The organism is Nonomuraea sp. NPDC052116 (assembly GCF_040680035.1).
GTDB lineage: Bacteria > Actinomycetota > Actinomycetes > Streptosporangiales > Streptosporangiaceae > Nonomuraea > Nonomuraea angiospora_A.
Genome location: NZ_JBFAWA010000011.1, coordinates 304,026 through 323,215 on the forward strand (window position 1 = coordinate 304,026; position 19,190 = coordinate 323,215).

At 69.7% G+C, this 19,190-nt stretch carries 18 protein-coding genes and 1 pseudogene; 11 read left to right on the forward strand and 8 right to left on the reverse strand.

Annotated elements, in window-relative coordinates:
• Positions 1-75 precede the first annotated feature (75 nt).
• The 3 genes from AB0L65_RS23605 (at position 76) to AB0L65_RS23615 (ending at position 2,648) form a co-directional block, all read left to right on the forward strand.
• A complete protein-coding gene (locus AB0L65_RS23605) occupies positions 76-915 on the forward strand; it encodes a universal stress protein (RefSeq protein WP_364248781.1) in 840 nt (279 codons plus the stop codon).
• 48 nt (positions 916-963) lie between these two features.
• The gene (locus AB0L65_RS23610; protein ID WP_364248783.1) at positions 964-2,061 is read left to right on the forward strand and encodes a YbdK family carboxylate-amine ligase; all 1,098 of its coding nucleotides are present in this window, start codon (positions 964-966) and stop codon (positions 2,059-2,061) included.
• A gap of 101 nt (positions 2,062-2,162) precedes the next feature.
• Positions 2,163-2,648: a CBS domain-containing protein gene (locus AB0L65_RS23615; RefSeq protein WP_364248785.1), complete on the forward strand. Its 486-nt coding sequence runs from the start codon at positions 2,163-2,165 to the stop codon at positions 2,646-2,648.
• 26 nt (positions 2,649-2,674) lie between these two features.
• Here AB0L65_RS23615 and AB0L65_RS23620 read toward each other — a convergent pair whose 3' ends face one another.
• A complete protein-coding gene (locus tag AB0L65_RS23620; RefSeq protein WP_364248787.1) occupies positions 2,675-3,316 on the reverse strand; it encodes a response regulator transcription factor in 642 nt (213 codons plus the stop codon).
• A 72-nt stretch (positions 3,317-3,388) separates the two neighbouring features.
• Between AB0L65_RS23620 and AB0L65_RS23625 the strand changes: the two genes are divergently transcribed.
• Together AB0L65_RS23625 and AB0L65_RS23630 are read left to right on the forward strand one after the other, a co-directional pair.
• A complete protein-coding gene (locus AB0L65_RS23625; protein ID WP_364248789.1) occupies positions 3,389-5,083 on the forward strand; it encodes a GAF domain-containing protein in 1,695 nt (564 codons plus the stop codon).
• A 117-nt stretch (positions 5,084-5,200) separates the two neighbouring features.
• Positions 5,201-5,842, forward strand: coding sequence for a DUF305 domain-containing protein (locus tag AB0L65_RS23630; protein WP_364248791.1), 642 nt, complete (start codon positions 5,201-5,203; stop codon positions 5,840-5,842).
• Between the two features lie 341 nt (positions 5,843-6,183).
• Here the strand turns inward: AB0L65_RS23630 and AB0L65_RS23635 are convergent, their stop codons facing one another.
• Positions 6,184-6,591: a pyridoxamine 5'-phosphate oxidase family protein gene (locus AB0L65_RS23635; protein WP_364248793.1), complete on the reverse strand. Its 408-nt coding sequence runs from the start codon at positions 6,589-6,591 to the stop codon at positions 6,184-6,186.
• 162 nt (positions 6,592-6,753) lie between these two features.
• Between AB0L65_RS23635 and AB0L65_RS23640 the strand changes: the two genes are divergently transcribed.
• From AB0L65_RS23640 to AB0L65_RS23650, 3 genes are read left to right on the forward strand one after another with little or no spacing between them, the layout of a single operon-like run.
• A complete protein-coding gene (locus tag AB0L65_RS23640) occupies positions 6,754-7,731 on the forward strand; it encodes a nitroreductase family protein (protein WP_364248795.1) in 978 nt (325 codons plus the stop codon).
• Between the two features lie 28 nt (positions 7,732-7,759).
• Positions 7,760-8,188 (forward strand): FAD-dependent oxidoreductase, encoded by a 429-nt coding sequence (locus AB0L65_RS23645; RefSeq protein WP_364248797.1) that lies wholly within the window; start codon positions 7,760-7,762, stop codon positions 8,186-8,188.
• Positions 8,116-8,676: a hypothetical protein gene (locus tag AB0L65_RS23650; protein ID WP_364248799.1), complete on the forward strand. Its 561-nt coding sequence runs from the start codon at positions 8,116-8,118 to the stop codon at positions 8,674-8,676. Before AB0L65_RS23645 ends, AB0L65_RS23650 begins: the two co-directional genes overlap by 73 nt.
• On the opposite strand, the gene AB0L65_RS23655 is transcribed toward AB0L65_RS23650, so the two are convergent.
• Complete coding sequence (locus AB0L65_RS23655; protein ID WP_364248801.1) at positions 8,654-10,396, reverse strand: DUF1996 domain-containing protein; 1,743 nt, start codon at positions 10,394-10,396, stop codon at positions 8,654-8,656. The two genes, AB0L65_RS23650 and AB0L65_RS23655, sit on opposite strands and share 23 nt — an antisense overlap.
• Before the next feature lie 259 nt (positions 10,397-10,655).
• Complete coding sequence (locus tag AB0L65_RS23660) at positions 10,656-11,687, reverse strand: hypothetical protein (protein WP_364248803.1); 1,032 nt, start codon at positions 11,685-11,687, stop codon at positions 10,656-10,658.
• A gap of 198 nt (positions 11,688-11,885) precedes the next feature.
• Between AB0L65_RS23660 and AB0L65_RS23665 the strand changes: the two genes are divergently transcribed.
• The gene (locus AB0L65_RS23665; RefSeq protein WP_364248805.1) at positions 11,886-12,959 is read left to right on the forward strand and encodes a Gfo/Idh/MocA family oxidoreductase; all 1,074 of its coding nucleotides are present in this window, start codon (positions 11,886-11,888) and stop codon (positions 12,957-12,959) included.
• 80 nt (positions 12,960-13,039) lie between these two features.
• On the opposite strand, the gene AB0L65_RS23670 is transcribed toward AB0L65_RS23665, so the two are convergent.
• Genes AB0L65_RS23670 through AB0L65_RS23685 form a run of 4 tightly spaced genes read right to left on the reverse strand, consistent with a single transcriptional unit; the run spans position 13,040 to position 17,594 of the window.
• The gene (locus AB0L65_RS23670; protein WP_364248807.1) at positions 13,040-13,939 is read right to left on the reverse strand and encodes a carbohydrate ABC transporter permease; all 900 of its coding nucleotides are present in this window, start codon (positions 13,937-13,939) and stop codon (positions 13,040-13,042) included.
• An 8-nt stretch (positions 13,940-13,947) separates the two neighbouring features.
• On the reverse strand, positions 13,948-14,835 hold the full coding sequence (locus tag AB0L65_RS23675) for a sugar ABC transporter permease (protein ID WP_355213135.1): 888 nt from the start codon (positions 14,833-14,835) through the stop codon (positions 13,948-13,950).
• A gap of 2 nt (positions 14,836-14,837) precedes the next feature.
• A complete protein-coding gene (locus tag AB0L65_RS23680) occupies positions 14,838-16,313 on the reverse strand; it encodes a sugar ABC transporter substrate-binding protein (protein WP_364248810.1) in 1,476 nt (491 codons plus the stop codon).
• A 24-nt stretch (positions 16,314-16,337) separates the two neighbouring features.
• Positions 16,338-17,594 carry an alpha-L-fucosidase gene (locus tag AB0L65_RS23685; RefSeq protein WP_364248812.1) on the reverse strand — a complete coding sequence of 419 codons (1,257 nt, stop codon included), beginning with the start codon at positions 17,592-17,594 and terminating at the stop codon, positions 16,338-16,340.
• Positions 17,595-18,012: 418 nt separating this feature from the next.
• Here AB0L65_RS23685 and AB0L65_RS23690 point away from each other — a divergent pair, with 418 nt between their 5' ends.
• Together AB0L65_RS23690 and AB0L65_RS23695 are read left to right on the forward strand one after the other, a co-directional pair.
• Positions 18,013-19,053 (forward strand): LacI family DNA-binding transcriptional regulator, encoded by a 1,041-nt coding sequence (locus AB0L65_RS23690; RefSeq protein ID WP_364248814.1) that lies wholly within the window; start codon positions 18,013-18,015, stop codon positions 19,051-19,053.
• A pseudogene (locus AB0L65_RS23695) lies at positions 19,050-19,190 on the forward strand (deoxyribose-phosphate aldolase); the annotation flags it as partial. The gene AB0L65_RS23690 and the pseudogene AB0L65_RS23695, both read left to right, overlap by 4 nt.

Consider the following 19,190-nt stretch of genomic DNA (forward strand, 5'->3'; position numbering starts at 1 on the left):
CTGTCCATGAGGGACTTATGGCCCTGGGGCGGCGAGGTCGCGTGCGGTGCGATGAGGGGGAGAGGGGGGACCGACATGATCATTGCAGGTGTCGACGGATCGCGGGCGTCGTGCGCGGCGGTGGCCTGGGCGGTCGATGACGCGAAGCGCAGGCACGAGCCGCTGCGCGTCGTGCACGCCGTGAACCGCGATTCGTACCGTTTTTCGAGGTTCCACGCCGCTCCCGAGCCGGACGTGCTCGACCGCATGGCGCAGACGATGGTGACCGAGGCGGCCGAGCTGGCCGGCGAGCGCCAGCTGGACGTCGAGGTGTCGACCGAGGTCGTCGAGGGGCCCGCGGCGGTGGCCCTGCGGGAGCAGGCCAAGGACGCGACCGAGATCGTCATCGGCAGCCGGGGGCTGGGCGGGTTCGAGGGGGCCCTGCTCGGCTCCGTGAGCTTGCACGTGGCCGGTCAGGCGCACTGCCCGGTCGTCGTGGTGCGGCCCGAGCAGGAGTCCGTACGCGGTGAGGTGGTGGTCGGCGTCGACGACTCGCCGGAGTGCGAGCCCGCGCTCGAGTTCGCCTTCCGCCAGGCCGAGCTGCGCGGCAGCCCGTTGCGCGCGATCCACGCCTGGCAGCCGCCGGTGCAGTTGTACGCCCCACAGGTCAACTACGACCCCGACGACATCACCGCGGCCGCCAACCAGGTCGTCGCCACCCGGATCACCCGATTCCGGGAGGCGTACCCGGGGGTGGAGGTGGTCGAGGACGTGCGGCGCGCCCACCCGGTCGACGCTCTGGTGGCCGCTTCGGCCCAGGCCGCGCTGGTGGTGGTCGGCTCGCACGGGCGCGGAGTCATCCGCTCGGCGCTCCTGGGCTCGGTCAGCCACGCGATGCTCCACCACGCCCGCTGCGCCGTCGCCGTGGTGCGGTAGGGAACGGATCGATCGCCTCGTACGCAGGTCGCTTCCGGGGAGGCTGCGATGAGAGCGGAGGGCATCCCCACGCCTGTGGTCCGGACGCTGACGGTGGGCGTGGAGGAGGAATTCCTGCTGCTGGATCACGCCGAAGGCCGCCCGGCCCTGGCCGCGCCGGCGGTCCTGGCGCTGCTCGGCGGCGATCCGCACGTCAAAGCCGAGGCCATGCGCTACCAGCTCGAAACGGTCACCGGCGTGTGCACGGACCTGGCGCAGGTGGCCGAGGAGCTGTCCCGCCACCGGGTGCTCGCGGCAAGCGCGGCGCGGGAACTGGGCTGCCATCTCGTCGCGTGCGGGATTCCCCAGCGAAACATGCCCGGTCTGTCCGCTCTCACGGCCGACGACCGCTACCGGGCGCTGGCGGCCCGCTATGGAGCCCTGGTCGCGGGCTCGGGCACCTGCGGCTGCCACGTACACGTCGGCATCTCCTCCCGCGAGCTGGGCGTGCAGATCCTGACCCGGCTCCGGCCCTATCTGGCCACGCTGCTGGCGCTCAGCGCCAACTCTCCGATCGCCGCCGGCGGGGACACGGGCTGGGCCAGCCGCCGCTACCGGCAGTGGAGCCGCTGGCCGACGGCGGCGCCTCCCCTGGCGTGGCGGTCGGCGGCCGACTACGACGCCACCGTGTGCCACCTGATCCGCCGCGGCCGGGCCCTGGACGAACGGAGCGTGTACTTCCACGCCCGGCTGTCACCGCGCTACCCGACCGTGGAGCTGCGGGTCATGGACACCTGCCTCTCGGTCGAGGACACCGTGCTGCTGGCCGCCATGGCGCGGGCGCTCGTCGCCCTGGCCATCGCCGACATGACAAGAAATGTGCCGATCAAGGCGCTGAGTGACCGGCAGATCGTCGCCGAGCTGGCCGCCGCCGCCCGCCTCGGCCTGGACGCGCTCGCCCTCGATCCGTACACGTCGCGGGCCCTGACCCACCGCGACCTGCTTGAGCTTCTCCTGCCGCGCCTGCCCGAGCCCGAACCGATCGCCCTGCTGCTCCACCGGCTCGCCCGGCGGGGGACGGGTGCGGCCCGGCAGCGGACGATGTGGTCCCAGGCCGGCACGCCCCGTCGATTCGCCCAGCTGCTCGCCGACGCGACACTCCCCTGAATCAGGCGAGATGGGGACCAATGTCACCCCCATTCGGGACTTCGTCCCCGGGCGCGGCGGGCTCGCCGTCGCGAAGGTGGAGGTGGGAGAAAGGAGGGGTCATGACCGTCGAAATGCTGGCCGCCGAGCAGGTGATGAGCCGGGTCCTGGTGGCGGTCAAGCCGGACGAGTCGCCGTTGATGGCCTGGGAGCTGATGCGCCGCGCCGACGTTCACCACCTGCCGGTCGTCGAGGGGCGGCATGTGTTCGGCATCCTGACGCGTGAGCAGGTGGCGGTGTCCTGGTCGGGCGGTCCGGAGGAGCAGTCCAGCCGTCAGGTACGGACGTTGCTCGGGTGCGAGCGCAGGCCGGTGGTCCGCCCGGACACCCCGCTGACCCGGGTCGCGGCGGCGATGCTGGACGCCGGGTGCGACGCCGTGCCGGTGGTCGACGGCGGCGGGCTGATCGGCCTGGTCACGGCTCATGACGTGCTGCTGGCCGTCGCCGGACGGCTCCGCCCCGCCGAAGGGTCCCATGAGGTGGTCACCGGGATGTTCCACCTCGAACCCGTCCTTCCCCCGGCCTCCACCGTGGGAGACGCGCCCTGAACGCTGTCCCCCCGGCCGCCGGCGGGTTACTCGGGACGGGCGTCCCGCAGCCGCGCCGCCAGCGCGGCGGCCTGGGTGCGGCGCTGCATGTTGAGCTTGGCCAGCAGGTTGGACACGTAGTTCTTGACGGTCTTCTCCGCCAGGAACAGCTGCTCGCCGATCTGCCGGTTGGTCAGCCCCTCGCCGATCAGGTCGAGGATGTGCCGTTCCTGGTCCGACAGCGCGGCGAGGGGATCCTTCCTGGCGGCCTGGTCGCGCAGGCGTTGCAGCATGGCGGCGGTGGTCTGCGGGTCGAGCAGCGATTGTCCCGCGGCGACCGTGCGGACCGCGCCGACCAGGTCGGAGCCGTGGATCTGCTTGAGCACGTAGCCGGCCGCGCCGGCCATCACCGCGTCGAACAGCGCGTCGTCGTCGGCGAACGACGTCAACATCAGGCACGCCAGCCCCGGCACCCTCGAGCGCACCTCGCGGCACACGTCCACGCCGTTGCCGTCCGGCAGCCGTACGTCCAGCACCGCCACCTCGGGCTTCAGCGCGACGATGCGGGCGATCGCGGACTCGGCCGTGCCGGCCTCTCCGATGACCTCGATGTCGTCCTCGGATTCCAGCAACGCGGCCACGCCCCGCCGGACGACCTCGTGATCGTCGACGAGGAACACACGAATCACATATACGACGCTATCCGATGCCGGGAGCACCGCGAGAGACACCGCCGCCGACCTGGTGCGACACTTGAAGATGTGGAGAGCGAGCATCATCCGGTGATGCCGCAGGTGCGGCTCGACGAGCTGCTGGCCGAGCTGCAGGTACGGCTCAACGCCGTGCTGGCCACCCGGGATCGGGTGCACGTACTGCTCGAGGCCGTGGTGTCGGTGGGCAGCGAGCTCGATCTGGAGACCGTGCTGCGCCGCATCGTGGAGACCGCGACCAAGCTCGTGGACGCCAGCTACGGCGCGCTGGGCGTGATCGGCCACGAGAGCACGCTCATCCAGTTCATCCCGGTGGGGCTGACCGAGGAGGAGATCGCCAGGATCGAGCACTGGCCGCACGGCCTGGGCCTGCTCGGCCTGCTGATCAAGGACGCGCGGCCGCTCAGGCTCGGCCGGATCGCCGATCACCCGGAGTCGTACGGCTTCCCCCAGGGGCATCCGCCGATGGGCACCTTCCTCGGCGTCCCGATCCGGGTGCGCGAGGAAGTTTTCGGAAACCTTTACCTGACCGAGAAGCGCGGCGGCGAAGAGTTCGACGAGGAGGACGAGGCCATCGTCGTGGCGCTGGCCACCGCGGCGGGCGTCGCCGTGGACAACGCCCGCATGTACGAGGTGTCCCGGCGGCGGGAGACCTGGCTGCAGGCGTCGGCCGAGGTGACCACCCGCCTGCTGTCCGGTGCCGACCCGCATCAGGTGCTGAGCCTGGTGGCCGACTCCGCCCTCGCGATGACCGATGCGGACCTGGTCGAGGTGCTCATGCCGGAGCCGTCGAGGCAGTCGCTGATCGTGGAGTTCGCGGAGGGCGAGGGCACGCAGGAGCTGCTGGGCGCCGTCTTCGTGGTGTCGGAGACGCTCGCGGGCGACGTGTTCGTCCAGGGCGAGTCGATGTCCGACCCGGACATGCAGAGCGGCCCGCGCCCCGGCTCGCCGCTGCGGCGGCTGGGTTACGGGCCGGTGATGATGGTGCCGCTCGGCACCGCGCCGAACGTGCGCGGGGTGCTGGTGCTGGCCAAGCGGAGCGGGCGGTTGCCGTTCAGCGGGGCGGACGAGCAGGTGGTGCAGGCGTTCGCCGGTCAGGCGGCGATCGCGCTGGAGCTGGCCGAGGCGCGCAAGGACGCCGAGCGGCTGGGCCTGCTGGAAGATCGCGATCGCATCGCCAAAGATCTGCACGATGTGGTCATCCAGCGGCTGTTCGCCACCGCGATGACGTTGATGAGCACGATCCGGCTGGTGGAGCGGCCGGAGGCGGCCAAGCGGGTCCAGCACGCGATCGACGAGCTGGACGGGACGATCCGGCAGATCCGCTCGTCCATCTTCGCGCTGCAGGGCTCCGGCGAGCAGGCCGCTCCCAGCCTGCGGGGCCGGATCGTGGAGCTGGTGGAGGGCGCCGCCGGCCATCTGGGCTTCATGCCGGGCCTGCGCATGGAAGGGCAGATCGACGCGCTGGTGCCCGAGCCGGTCGCCGATCATCTGCTGGCCGTGTTGCGCGAGGCCCTGTCCAACGTGGTCCGCCACTCCCGCGCGACGAGCGTCGACGTCCTCGTCGAGGCCGCGGGCGGCGGGCTCGTGCTCGTCGTAGCGGACAACGGCGTCGGCCTGGGGGAGACGGGACGCCGGAGCGGCCTGCGCAACATCGAGGAACGCGCCACCCGGCTGGGCGGCAGCGCGGAGCTCACGACGCCCGAAGCGGGCGGGACACGGCTGTGCTGGCTGATCCCCCTGTGAGATCGACTCTGCTGGAAGGACGTTGGTCCTGATCGTATGGGGCGTAAGGCCCTGTCGGACGCGGTGAGTCACCCCGGAGCATGGGAGAGGAAGGGGAATCGAACACGGGGAGCCGAGATGAAGCGTTCGGCAGTGGCGGGGATCGCGGCCGGTTCCGCGCTGGCGGCCGTCGCGGTTACCGGCCTTGCCGCAACGGCCACCGGCATCGCCCAGCAGGCCATCGTCGAGCAGCGCAACGCCACGCCGACGGAGCGGAGCCTGACCGGGCCGTACGGGTCGACGCGCAGCATGAACGTCACCGACGAGGCCGGCTATCTGGCCCGTATGGTGGCTCACGACCAAGAAGCCGTGACGGCGGCCCGGCAGCTGCGGCGCTCGGACCGGCCGCAGATGCGCACTCTCGGAGCCTCGATCATCGCCCGGCAGAGCGCCGACATCGCCACGATGAGGGCCTGGCTGGACAAGTGGTATCCAGGGCGTTCGGGGACGGTGACCGGCTACCAGCCGATGATCCGCGATCTGTCCGAGTTGTCGGGCGACGCGCTGGACAACGCGTTCCTGCTCGACATGATTCCGCATCACATGGCCGCGGTGTCGATGTCGCAGCAACTGCTGATGTCCGGGCGGGCAACGCACGCCGAGACCGCCGGCTTCGCCGTCAGGATGCGCGACGCCCGGCATGCCGAGATGTTCCGGATGCAGCGGTACCTGGCCCACTGGTTCAAGGGCTGGAGCATGCCGTGCGGGATGCGGAAGTGACGGCCTTTCCCCAGCCTGCGGCCTTTCCCCAGCCCGCGGCCTTCCCGCAGTCCGCGACCTTCCCGCAGCCCGCGACGCGAACTGCGGGACTTCGGGGTCCTGGCCCCAGGTCCGCCTAGCGGGCTTTGGCCGAACGCGAGTCGCCTCGAAGGACCGCCAGGCCCGCCATCGTCAGCGCGGCGGCGGCGGCCACGGCCACAGTCAGAATGATCACTTTGCGCATTACTTCACCCCGATTACAGACAGTGATGTTGCTATTACTGTTGCCTGATGGCTTGCTATGAATCCCGCGCTTTTTCCTGGATTCGTCAAACGCGCGAACAGCGGCACCCTCAGGGCCCTCAGGGGGTGATGCGCCGGCCCGACAGCTCCTGCGCGTCGACCACGATGTAGTGGTCCCGGTTCCCCGGCGCCCAGGTGGTCAACGGCAGCGCCGCCAGCCGGTGGATCTCGTCCGGGTCCGTCACGGCCCGCGCCTGCCCGACCGCGGTGACGGACCAGCCCGTACGCAGCTCGGAATCGAACTCGTCGGCTTCGAAGGCCACCACGGCGTGCCGCGTGGCGGCCGCCAGTTTCGACCCGATCGAGGTCCGGATCACGATGGAGCGGCCGTCGAGGTGGAAGTTGACCGGCTGCACGGCCGGCAGGGCATGTTCGGTGAACACGATCCGGCCGATGGGGGTCGTGGACAGCAGGCCGAGACACTCCTCGCGGGAGAGCACCTGAAGTCCGGACGAATCGAGCTGCATACCCTTAACCTCCCTGCTGGTGCCACCTCCGCGTTAGAGGCGAAAGTCCCTTCGTCACCGCCGATAGAGGGCCTGACGGCCCTGGCGGCCGGGACCTTCGGCCCTGACCCGGAAGTGGAGGGTGTGATGCGCTGGACAGAGGGCCCGACGGAGGTGGAAGCCATGGCTGTCCTATCGGCGAAGCACGCGATCGACACCGCGCTGGAGGCCGCGCGCTGGGCGCCGTCCATACACAACACGCAGCCCTGGATCTTCACGACCTCCGGGGAGGAGATCAGCCTGCGGGCGGACCCGGACAGAAAACTGCGCGTGAGCGACACCTCCGGCCGCGAGCTGCTGATCAGCTGCGGCGCCGCCCTCTACACCCTCCGTACGGCCATGCGCTGCGAAGGCTGGGAGCCCGTGGTGCGAACGCTGCCGGACCCGGACCGCCCCTCGCTGCTCGCCAGGCTCCGTCCGGGCGCCGAAATGGCCCCCGACGAGTCCCTCAAGACTCTGGGCAAGGAGATCGAGCGGCGCCGTACCCACCGCGCCGGCTTCGCCGACGTGCCGGTGCCCGACAGGCTGATCGAACGGCTGACCCGCGCGGCCATGGAGGAGGGCGCCAGGCTGACCCCCGTCCGCTCCCCGGACGCGGTCAGGGTCATCGCGGCCCTCACCCAGGCCGCGCAGGGCATCCAGGCGCAGGACCGCCGCTTCAGCCTGGAGGTGGTCCGCTGGGCCCGGCCGCCGGGCAGCAGCCGCAAGGACGGGGTGCCCGCCGAGGGCTACCCCCGCCAGGCGGTACGCACGGACCCGGACTTCCCCCAGCGCGACTACTCCTGGGGGCACGACTGGGGCAGCCAGGCCGACCAGCGGACCGAGACGTGTGCCGGAGTTGTGGCGCTGCTCACCACGCGGGGCGACGGCCGACAGGAGTGGATCGACGCCGGGCAGGCGCTGCAGCACGTCCTGCTGGAGGCCGCCGCCTACGGTGTCAGCGCCGCCTTCCACACGCAGGCGCTGGAGATGGATCTGCTGCGCGAGTTCCTGCGCCACGAGCTCTGCTCGGACGAGTACCCGCAGATGATCATGCGGTTGGGCGTCACCTCCGACGACAAGGGGTCGGTCCGCCGCACGGTGTCGGAGGCGACGATGTAGCGGTCACTTCCGCTCGGCCAGGAGGTTCGTGGGGAGCGGCATCCTCGGCGTGTCCACCGCCGCGCACCTCGGGCGGGGCGGCGCCGAGGTCGTCCTGGTCACCGAGGCGGAGCCGGCCGGCGGGGCGTCGGGCCGCTCGTTGTCCTGGCTCAACTCGGCGGGCGCGCGGTCCGGCCCGTACCATCTCCGGCGCCTGCTCGGCATCGACCGCTACCGCACCCGGTTCGCCGCCGACCCGGTCCTGGAGTGGCTGCGGTTCGACGGCGGCCTGTGGTGGACGACCCCCGACGGCGCCGAGCGGACCCGCGCCCGGCACGAGCACGAGACCGCGGCTACGAGTCCCACCTCCTGGACCGGGCGGATGTCGGCGAGCGGGTGGCCGGGGTGCGGGCGGGCCCGCGCGGCGGGCTCGCGATCCACAACCCGGGCGAGGGCTGGGTCTCCCTGCCGCACCTGATCCAGGCGCTCGCGGACGAGCTGGTCCGGCGCGGGGGACGGCTCGTCACCGGCGCGGGCCGCTGCTCGGTGACCGTGGAGGACGCTGTCCATGCTCGTCGTCACGGAGCCGTCGAGACCGAGGCTGTGACGGTGCTGAACACCCCACGTGCCGCGATGCGCCCCCATCCCGGCTCGACGTTCGCGATCGACCACTCCTGGTACGAAGAGCACATCGTCGAGCACGACGACGGCTCCTGCTCGATCGACGAGGCGTACGTCAAGGAACTTCTCGCCGAGGCGTCCGCCCTGCTCCAGGGGGAGGTCTCCCTCCGGGCGGCGTCGTGGCGGCTCGGCCGCAAGCCCATCCCGGGGGACGGCGAGCGGGTGTTCGGCGAGCTGGAGGCGGTGCCAGGGTGCCACCGGATGATCAGAGCCGAACGGCCGGACCGCCCCCGGGAAGGGGGTGGTCCGGCCGGGTGTCAGATCAGCAACGGCGGCCCCGGTTGATGCAGTCGACGACGACGCGCATCAGGTTGTCGGGCATGACGTTGGCGAAGTCGGCGTGGTCGGTGATCGGGTTGTGCTTCTGCTCAGGGAAGGCGTCCACGGCGAACGACTGACCCTGCGGCACCGAGTAGGCGAGGGTCATGCGCAGCTGGGGAACCGCCTGGGTGCCCTGGGGGCAGGCGCCGTTCTGGCCGGGGAAGACCACGTGCGTGCGGTGGTTGGCGCTGTCGATGTTCTGGCCGTCCCAGCAGCTCGGGAAGTCCAGGATCCGGACGACCTGGCTGCCGCGCGGGCACAGCGGGTACTTGTCGGTGATCCGGTTCTGGAATCCCGTGCAGGTCCACGCGGCGCGGGCGTTGCCCCCGCCGTTCGTCGCGGCCTTGGCGTCGCCGGTGATCAGCCTGAGGAACCTCGGCATGGCCGTGACCTGGGAGCTCGCGTTGCCGCGGAACTGGAGCTGAACGGAGCGGGCCGTCAGCACCCGGCCGATGTTGCCGTGCTCGTCGTCGGCGTTCTCGTTCGACGTGCGGTCCCTGAGCACGGGCCAGAAGTACGCGGACTTGTCGCCGCGCTGGCAGGTCGTACCGCCTGCGGCCAGGCTCTCGTCGGTGGAGAATCCGTCCGTCGTCAGGTTGCCCACGTAGTCGTGAAGGTGGTGTGCCCCGTCGCTCACGCCGGGGGTGACGATGAAGTTGTCCGAGTTGTTGTGGCGGTTCTCGTTCCTTCCGCACTGGGCGACGAAGGTGCCGCGGGAGCCGTTCCTGCCGGCCCCGAATTCGGCGAGGTTGGACTGGCCCGGCTGAACCTGCCGGATGTCGACGAAGTCCTGGGCGAACGGCCCGACGCCGTTGGCGGGGTCCTCACCGTTGCCGTTGCCTTGGCCACCGGTCGGGCTGGGGCTGGGCGAGCCGTTGCCCCCGTTGCCGCCATTTCCACCGTTGCCGTTGTTGCCGTTGTTACCGCCGTTGCCGAGTGTGCAGGTGGCCAGGTTGCCGAGGCCGGTGGGGCGTTGGCCGGTGCGGCCGATGGCGATGGCGATGCGGTCGAGGGTGGCGGCGCGCTTGTCGGCCAGCGGGCCGAGGATGGCGTTCTGGACGAAGTTGGGGCCTCCTTCTCCGGCTGAGCGGGCGAGTCGGTTGTTGGCCTCCTGGATCTGGGTTTCCAGGAGGGCCAGGTTTCTGTCGACTTCGGCCCTGGCGGCGGCGGGAACTTCGGGGAGCTTGTCCGCGACGCTGGGGCAGACGATGGTCTGCCCGGATCCCGACCCTGTTCCCTGGGTCGGCCTCACCGTGTTCCCGGGGTTCGGCGCCTGGGTCGAGCCGTTGCCGCCGTTTCCCCCATTCCCGCCGTTGCCGCCATTACCTCCGTTCCCGCCGTTACCCCCGTTGCCGTTATTGCCGTTGTTGCCGCCATCGGCAGTGCCGGTGAGTCTGCAGGTGGCCAGGTTGTTGAGGCCGGTGGGGCGTTGGCCGGTGCGGCCGATGGAGATGGCGATGCGGTCGAGGGTGGCGGCGCGCTTGTCGGCCAGCGGGCCGAGGATGGCGTTCTGGACGAAGTTGGGGCCTCCTTCTCCGGCTGAGCGGGCGAGTCGGTTGTTGGCCTCCTGGATCTGGGTTTCCAGGAGGGCCAGATTTCTGTCGACTTCGGCCCTGGCGGCCGCCGGTATTTCAGGGAGCTTGTCCGCCACGCTGGGGCAGACGATGGTCTGCGCCGCCGCCATCGTGCCCGCCTGCGCGGACAGTGAGGAGCCGGTCAGGACAAGTGCGATGCTTCCCCCTAAGGAAACGACTGCTCGCCACGACCTGAGTCGGCTCCCCCCGAGCGGATTCCGCATGTGTTGCTCCTTCAAGTCTCATGACCCGGGTGGAAGTCCGGTCTCCGGGAGATACGCGAGGCCATACGGGAGCAGTTCGACTATTTACCGAGAATCGTGGTTGACAAATCCGTGACCCGGGACAGTCAGGAGCGGCGCGCGGACGTCAGCGGAAGTCGGAGATGCGGAACACGGCCATCATGTCCTTGGACCGGGACCCGTTGTAGAACGAGGCCTCGGCGCCGACCCAGCCACGGAAGGCTCCGCTGTCGTCGATGATCTGCAGCAGCGGTTTGATGTGCGAGTTGCCCGAATAGCAGAACGTTTTGCTCTCCATCGCCAGGCAGGTGCACCAGTGCCACAGGGTGTCACGGCGATCGTTGTTGGAGATCTTGGTGAGGTAGTACTGGATGGAGCTGACGTTCGCCTTGGTGCCGCCGCCGAAGTTGGGGCAGCCGCCGGCCTTCTGGCAGGCGCCGGGGGAGGAGGGCTGCAGGTAGGTCAGGCACCAGGTCGTGGTGGCGCAGCTGCGGAAGGAGGACTGCTTGAAGACCTGGCCGTCGGACTTCACGATGGTGTTGCGCGACCAGGAGACCAGGTCCTGCTTGAGGGCTCCGCCGAAGGCCCGCACGGAGCTCATCGCCCGGCGGGTGGTGAGCGAGGCGTTGCTGCCGTAGCCGTACCCGTTGGTGGCCAGGCTGCTGTCGGCGAGCTGCAGCTGCGCGAGCTTGCGGTCAGGTGACAGCTGCACCCGCCACTTCTCGGTCCAGGTCTGGGCGATCTTCCATCTGATGCTCACCACGTTGCCGGCCACGGTGTACGTCCCCGTGCGGGCCTCGTCCGGGGAGCCGGGGAAGCCGGGAGCGGTCAGCACGTCGCAGGCGCGTACGCGGGTGCTGGAGCCGCCCGCCTTGGTCGAGCAGCTGGAGTCGGGGACGACACCGGTGGCCTGCCTGCCCTCGGGGTTGCGCTGCCACCAGAGGTAGGTGTTCGCGCTGACGGTGCCGTTGGCCTTGAACTGGTACGTCCCCAGACGCACCCAGTTCTGAGTGGACGAGGCACGCAGGAAGCCCTGCGTGACCACGAAGTTGGCCTTTCCGCCGGGCAAGGACGATCGGGATGAAGCGGCTCCGGCCGAACCGGCCCCGGTGGCCAACAGGATGAGCGTCGCGAGCACGGCGGTGAGAACGGCGCGCACAGGGAAAACCTCCTTGATTACGGTCTCCACCGATTCTTGCGTAAGGGGTCCTGCGCTGACAGCCCGTTCAGAAATGTTCACCGTCGGTTGTTCTCGCCGAGCGGCCGCCCGGACGGGGCGGGACAGCGCCTGCCGAGTATGTTGTTCCGGAGTCGATCCGGCACGAGATCGCTCCGGCTCCCGAGGAGGTCCGGTTTCATGACCACGACGTTCGGCGCGATCGGCAGCGGGCGGCGGACCCGGTTCTTCCTGCGGCTGGCGGCCGCGATGCCGGACCGGCTGCGGGTCGGCGGCGTCGTGACCCGCAGCGCGGAGCGGGGCGACGAGGTCACCGCCGAATGGGGCGTACCGGCCTTCCGCTCGATCGACGAGCTGCTGCGGCACGAGCGGCCCGACTACCTCGCGGCGGCGGTGCCGTGGGCCGCGATGCCGGACGCGGTCCGCGAGGTGGCCGGGCACGGGATTCCGGTCCTCGCCGAGACGCCGCCCGCGCCGGACCTGGCCGGGCTGCGCTCGTTGTGGCGGGACGTGGGCGCCACCGGCCTGGTCCAGGTGGCCGAGCAGTACCTGCTGATGCCCGGGCACGCGGCCCGGCTGGCGCTCGTCCGGGAAGGCGTGATCGGCGAGCCGACCTCTGTCCAGATCTCCTCGACCCACCTCTACCACGCGGTGTCGCTGATCCGCGGCCTGCTGGGCGTCGGGTTCGACGCCGCCGAGGTACGCGCCGGCGCGTTCGAGGCGCCGCTCGCCGACCCGCTGGGGTTCGGCGGGTGGACCGGCGACGCCACGCCGCAGCGGCTGACCACGACCATCGCCACGCTCGACTTCGGCGGCAGGATGGGCCTGTACGACTTCACCGACAACCAGTGGTGGAACCCCCTGCGGATGCGGCGCATCGTGGTGCGCGGCTCGATCGGCGAGCTGGTCGACGACCGGGTGGTCCGGCTGGTCGACCCCACGACGCCGGTGGAGTCCGCGCTGATCCGGCGGGACACCGGCGTCGACCTCAGCCTGGAGCTGCGCGACCTCAAGCACATCAGCTTCGACGGGCGGGTGGTCTACCGCAACCCGTTCGAGGGCGCGTCCCGGTCGGACGACGACATCGCGGTCGCGGACCTCCTCGAACGCACGGGCGCCTGGGCACGCCAGGAGGGCCCGCCGCCGTACCCGCTGGCCGAGGCCTGCCAGGACCACCTGATCAGCCTCGCCGTCCAGGAGTCGGCGAGGACCGGCGGCCCGGTCACCACCGGCAAGGAGGCGTGGGCGGGCTGACGGATGCCTTCTCCGCGACGGCGGCGCGGCGCGGGGCCCTCGCCTTTCGCCATGTTTCGAAAGGCGAGGCCGGAGGTTTCCTACCTCCCCGCCATGCCGGTGAGCATGATGCCCCGGATGAAGTACTTCTGCGCCGCCAGGAACACCACGATGACCGGGACCAGGGCGAGGATGGACACCGCCATCATGAGGTTGTAGTCATCGGCGTACTGGCCGCGGAACAGCGAGATGCCGAGCGGGATCGTGTAGTTCTCCGTCGAGCGCAGGTAGATGAGCGGATCGATGTACTCCCCCCAGGCCCCGACGAACGACAGCAGCGTCACGGTCGCGATCGCCGGCTTGGACAGCGGGATCATGATCCGCCAGAGGATCCGCAGTTCCCCCGCGCCGTCGATGCGCGCCGCCTCCACCAGTTCCTGCGGGATCGTGGTGAAGAACTGCCTGAGCAGGAAGATGTACAGCGCGGTGCCGAAGAAGTTGGGCAGGAACAGCGGCCAGAAGGTGTCCACCAGGTCCAGCTGGGAGAACAGCAGGAACCTCGGCACGATGACCACCTGAGCGGGGATCATCATCGTGCCCAGCATCAGCGCGAAGGCCATGCCGCGCACCCGCGAGCGCAGCCGCGCGAAGGCGTAGGCGGGCAGGATGCAGGAGATGAGATTGCCCACGATCGACAGCGTGGTCACCACCACGCTGTTGACCAGGAAGGTGCTGAAGGGCAGGCTCGTCCACGCGTCGGGGAAGTTGGACCAGGTGAAGACGTCGGGGAGGAACCTCGGCGGAAACTCCAGCACGGCTCCGGCCGGCTTGAGCGCGGTGGTCAGCATCCACAGCAGCGGGAGCAGGCTGGCCGCCGAGGCCAGGACGAGGAGCGCGTAGGCCGTCAGGCGCTGGACCCGGCGGATCCGCTCGGCCTGGGCGGGGGCCACGGACCGCTTCTCCACCGGGCGGGCCTGTGCGGGCAGGACCTTGATTGCCATCTGGTGACCTACTTGACCTCGTAGTGGACCCAGCGGCGCGCGAGCGCGAACTGGATCACGGTGAACACGATGACGAGGAAGAACAGCGCCCAGGCGATCGTCGAGGCGTAGCCCATCTCGAAGTACTTGAAGGCGTAGCGGTAGACGTACAGGCCCAGGACCAGGGTGGAGTTGGCCGGCCCTCCGTCGGTCATGAACAGGATGAGCTGGTAGGCCTGCAGGCTGCCGATGAAGCCCACGACCAGGTTGAAGAAGATGACCGGCGACATCATCGGGACCGTCACGTGCCTGAACCTGCTCCACCAGCCGGCGCCGTCGATGTGCGCGGCCTCGTACAGCGAGGCGGGCACGCCCTGCAGCCCGGCCAGGAAGATGATCATCGCGTTCCCGGTCGTCCAGGTGGTCATGATGACCAGGCCGGGGATCGCCCAGCTCGCGTCGGTCAGCCACCCGGGCCCCTGGATGCCCACCAGGCCGATCAGGTAATTGACCAGGCCGTAGTCGGGATGGAGCACGTGGATCCAGAGGAGGGCGGTGGCGATGCCGGAGATCACCGACGGCATGTAGATGATCGTCCGGAAGATCGCCTGCCCGCGTACCTTGATGTTGAGCAGCAGCGCCGCGGCGAGGCTGTAGACGACACCGGCCGCGGCGGAGGCGGCGCCGAAGTACACGGTGTTCTTCGTCGCCATCCAGAAGTCGGGGTCGCGCAGGAGCTGGGCGTAGTTGTCCAGGCCCACCCACTGCGGCGACGACAGCAGCTCGTAGCGGGTGAAGCTGAGCACCAGCGACACGACGATGGGCCCGCCGGTGAAGAAGACGAAGCCGATGCTCCACGGCAGGGCGAACAGGTGGAACCGGCGGGCCTCGCGCCGGACCAGCGGGGAGGCGGCCATGATCAGACGTTCTCCGCGAGCATCGGCGTGACCCGCTCGGTGACCTGCTTGAGCCCTTCGTCCACCGACAGCGACCCCGACATGACCCGCTCCCAGATCGGCTTGGTCAGGTCCTCGAGCTTGGGCGTCGCGGGCAGCCTCAGCACGCCGTCGCTGGTGCCGTACTTGTGCAGCGAGTCCTTGGTGGTGTCGATCACCTCCTTGTCGAGCTTGAGGTCCTGGAGGTTCTCCTCGAACGCCGACAGCCGCGACGGCGGGGTGTCGAGGAAGAAGCGGTGGCCGGCGTAGGAGCGCAGGGAGTTGAGCACGATCCACGCCGCCTCGGGGTTGCGCGTCCTGCTGGTGATGCCGAAGGCGCTGCCCAGGACCGGTGTGAAGCGGCCCTCGGGGCCGCTGGGCACGTGCGTCAGGCTCCACTCGAACTGCTGCTCGGCGGGCAGGGTGAGCAGGGTGACGATGTTCCACGCGCCGCCGACGTACAGGGCGCCCCGGCCCAGCGTGAACGGCTCCACCTTCGCCGTCGCCTGCGTCTCGGCCAGGTCGGGCATCGCCTTGTCCTTGATCAGCAGGTCGATCCAGCGCTTGAGCACGTCGCGGCTGGCCGGCTCCTGGATCACGCACTTGGTCTCGTCGGCCGTCAGGTAACGGCCGCCGTGGGCGCGCAGGAACGTCGCGGTGAGGTCGCTGGTGGGTTTGGGCACCGGCGTGAACCCGAAGACCTTCTGCGCGCCCGTGCCCGAGACCAGCCCGCGGGCCGCCTCCATGAGCTTGTCCCAGGTCCACGAGGCGTCGGGCGCCTTGGCGCCCGCCTTGTCGAGGATCTCCTTGTTGTAGAAGAGCAGCTTGGGCGCCGAGTCGGTGCCCAGCGCGTAGAGCTTGCCGTCACGCTCCCAGTAGCTGAGCGCCGCCTCGGAGAAGTCCGCGCGGTTGAATTCGGGCGTGGCCGCGATGTAGTCGTCCAGCGGCAGGTACAGGTTGTTCTTGATGAAGCTCTGCCCCCACTGGAACTGCGAGTACATGATGTCGGGCAGCACGCCGCTGGCGGCGCCCGTCAGGTACTTGGTGCGGAAGTCGTCGAACGGCGTGACCTCCACCTTGATCTCGATGTTCGGATGCCGCTTCTTGATGAACTTGGCGAACTGCGCGTGCCGCACCTCGTGCCGCTGACCCGGGATGATCGCGACGGTGACGGTGACCTTGGACGTGGGCTCCGGCACGTTGGTCTTGGGCCAGGGCAGCGAGTCGAAGAGCTGCTCCGCCTCGGCGTAGGGGAACAGCGCGCTCTCCGGCCGGTCCGGGTTGATCACCGCGGAGTTGCCGGACGCGGAGGCGGTCGAGGAGGCCGGGCCGGCCTGGCGGGTGCGCTCGCCGCTCCCGCAGGCGGTGAGGGGTACGGCCGCCGCCGCCATGGCGGCGAGGCTGAGAACCTGGCGCCGGTTCAGGCCGGTGGTGTTCAGACCGCGCAGGGGGTTGTCCATGGGGGGTATCGCCTTTCAGCCTTTTCAGAGGAAGAGCTCGATCACCGGGACGGCCACGTCCGGCGGCTCCACGGGAAGCTCGAGGGTGAGGGTGCCCTCGGGGATCGTGAAGAAGTTGACGTTCCCGTTGTCGACCTTCGGGTCGGGGGCCCACATGCGGATCTCCGACCTGTCGTTGAGCAGCTGCGCGTAGCGGACCTTGCCCGCCAGCCCCGGCAGGTGCAGATGCCGGTACGGCCAGGAGAAGACGTGCACGTAGAGCCGGTCGCCGCGCTGGGTGTAGCGGCAGTGCTCGGGAGCCTGGAACTCGCTCGTCCCCGCGCCGTGGATCGACTGGCCGTGCAGCCGCATCCAGTCGCCGATCTCCCGCAGCGTGTCGAGCGCCCGGGGCTCGAACTCGCCGCGGCCGTTGGGCCCCACGTTGAGCAGCAGGTTGCCGTCCTTGGAGACCGAGTCGATCAGCATGCGGATCAGCAGGCCGGGCGACTTCCACGCGTTGTTGTCCCGGTCGTAGCCCCAGCTTCCGTTCAGCGTCTGGCAGGCCTCCCAGACCGTCGACAGCGGGGCAGGGGGCTGGAACTGCTCCGGCGTGGTGAAGTCGCCCGGCAGTTCCAGCCGGTTGTTGATCAGGATGTCCGGCTGGATGCGGCGGATCTTGTCGACCAGCTCCTCCGAGCGCCACTCGGCCCTGCCCTTGCCGCCGTAGACCGGCTTGCCCTGCTTGACCCGGCCGGCGTAGGAGAAGTCGAACCACAGCGTGTCGATGGGGCCGTAGCGGGTGAGCAGCTCCTCGACCTGCCCGTGCAGATAATCCGCATATTTCGTGACATCGCGGTCGGGGAACGTGCCGCCCTCGACGTACGACGAGTGCAGCCCGTCGATCGGGAAGTCCGGGTGATGCCAGTCCAGCAGCGAATAGTAGAACCCGACCCCGAGGCCCCTGCCCCTGAACGCCTGCACGAACGGGCCGATCAGGTCCTTGCCGTACGGGGTGCCGCTCACGCAGTAGTCGGTCAGGGCCGAATCCCACAGGCAGAAGCCGTCGTGGTGCTTGGAGGTCAGCACGGTGTAGCGCATCCCCGCGCGCTGCGCGGCCTCCGCCCACGCGTCGGGGTCGTACAGATCGGGGTCGAAGCGCTCGAAGTACCGCTGGTACTGCTCGTCGGACATGTGCTCGCGCTGCTTGACCCACTCGTGGCGGGCCGCCAGCGCGTAGAGCCCCCAATGGATGAACAGGCCGAACCTGCGCTGCCGGAATTCGTCGATACGGGAATCGGACATCCGTGACACCCTCTGTCGTGTTGGCGCTGTGCGAAAAATTTCGCAACTCTCGACTTGCGGGTAACGTAGGCGAAACATCGGATGTGGTCAAGGGTTTCCTGAGTTGCGAATCAGTCGCGCGGCCCGGCCTGCATCGTTCTTCCGTCCCAGGCCCTGGCGGTTGAGCCGAGATGGTGCGGGAGTGTTTGGCGAGCGCTCCAGGGGATCTGCTACGGCGCTGATGAGTGCTACTACATCCGATGTTTCCTCCACGCCCGTTCTACTGACAACGGTTTCAGTAAGCCTCTGGGGAGGGCGGCCGGACGGGGCCCTGAGTTGGGCAAATGTCCGTGGAAGTAACGACTTGGAAACATGCCATTGACACTCCGTGGCCGGATCCTGCCATCATCACTGACATCGATTTCAGTTTGGAGCTCACTTGGTCACCATCCATGACGTAGCAGCTCGCGCGGGGGTCTCTCCCGCCACGGTCTCGCGCTTCCTGCGGGGCCAGCGGGTGCGCTCGTACGAGGCGATCCAGGCCGCCGTCGACGAGCTGGGCTACTGGCCGAGTGCCGCGGCGCAGTCGCTGAAGTCCGGGCGCACCAACACGATCGGCGTCGTCGTCCCGGACATCACGAACCCGTACTTCGCCGCGGTGGTCAAGGGCATGGAGTCGGTCACGCGTACGGAGCCGTACCGCATCCTGCTCGCCAACAGCGACGAGAGCGGCGAGCAGGAGGACGACGTGCTGGCGGACCTGGTGCGCAGGGTCGACGGCATCATCCTCGCCCCCGCCACCGAGCAGGACCAGACGCCGCTGCACGTGCGCGACGCCGACGTGCCCCTGGTGTTCGTGGACCGCGACCTGGCGGGCGGCGAACGGTTCGACGCCGTGCTGGTCGACAACGACGGCGGCGGCAAGCAGGCGGCCGAGCACCTGCTGGCCCTCGGGCACACCAAGGTGGCCGCGATCAGCGGCACCCTGGACACCACCCCCGGGCGGCTGCGGCGCGAGGGGTTCGTCGGGACGCTCGCCAAGGCGGGCATCGAGGTGCCGCCCGAGTACGACCTGGTCGGCGACTTCAAGGAGCACAGCGGCTACCAGCTCACGCTGTCCCTGCTGTCGCTGCCCGAGCCGCCCACCGCCATCTTCGCCGCCAACAACCTCATGACGCTGGGCGTGCTCAAGGCGCTGCACGACATGCGGATCGACATCCCCGGCCAGATCAGCCTGATCGGCTTCGACGACCTGGACACCGGCCCGCTGCTCAGGCCGCCCCTGACCGTCATCGACCGGCCGATGGTCGAGCAGGGCGTGCTCGCCATGCGCCTGCTGCTGCGCCGGCTCGACCCCGACGAGGCCGGCGGCAGCGCCAGCCGCATCGTCCTGGACACCAAGCTGATCGAACGCGCCTCCACCGCCCCGCCGGGCGGCTGGCCGGCCCCCTCACGCACGAGAAAGACCCGATCGCGATGAGCGTAGCGACCACCTCGCTCGCGGACGTGGCCTCTTCGGAGGCGGCGTTGCGAGCTTTCCTGCACGGCCTGCCCGGGGTTGACCGGGTCGGCGCGGACCAGCGGGCGGCGATGCTCGGCACCCGTTCGATCAAGACC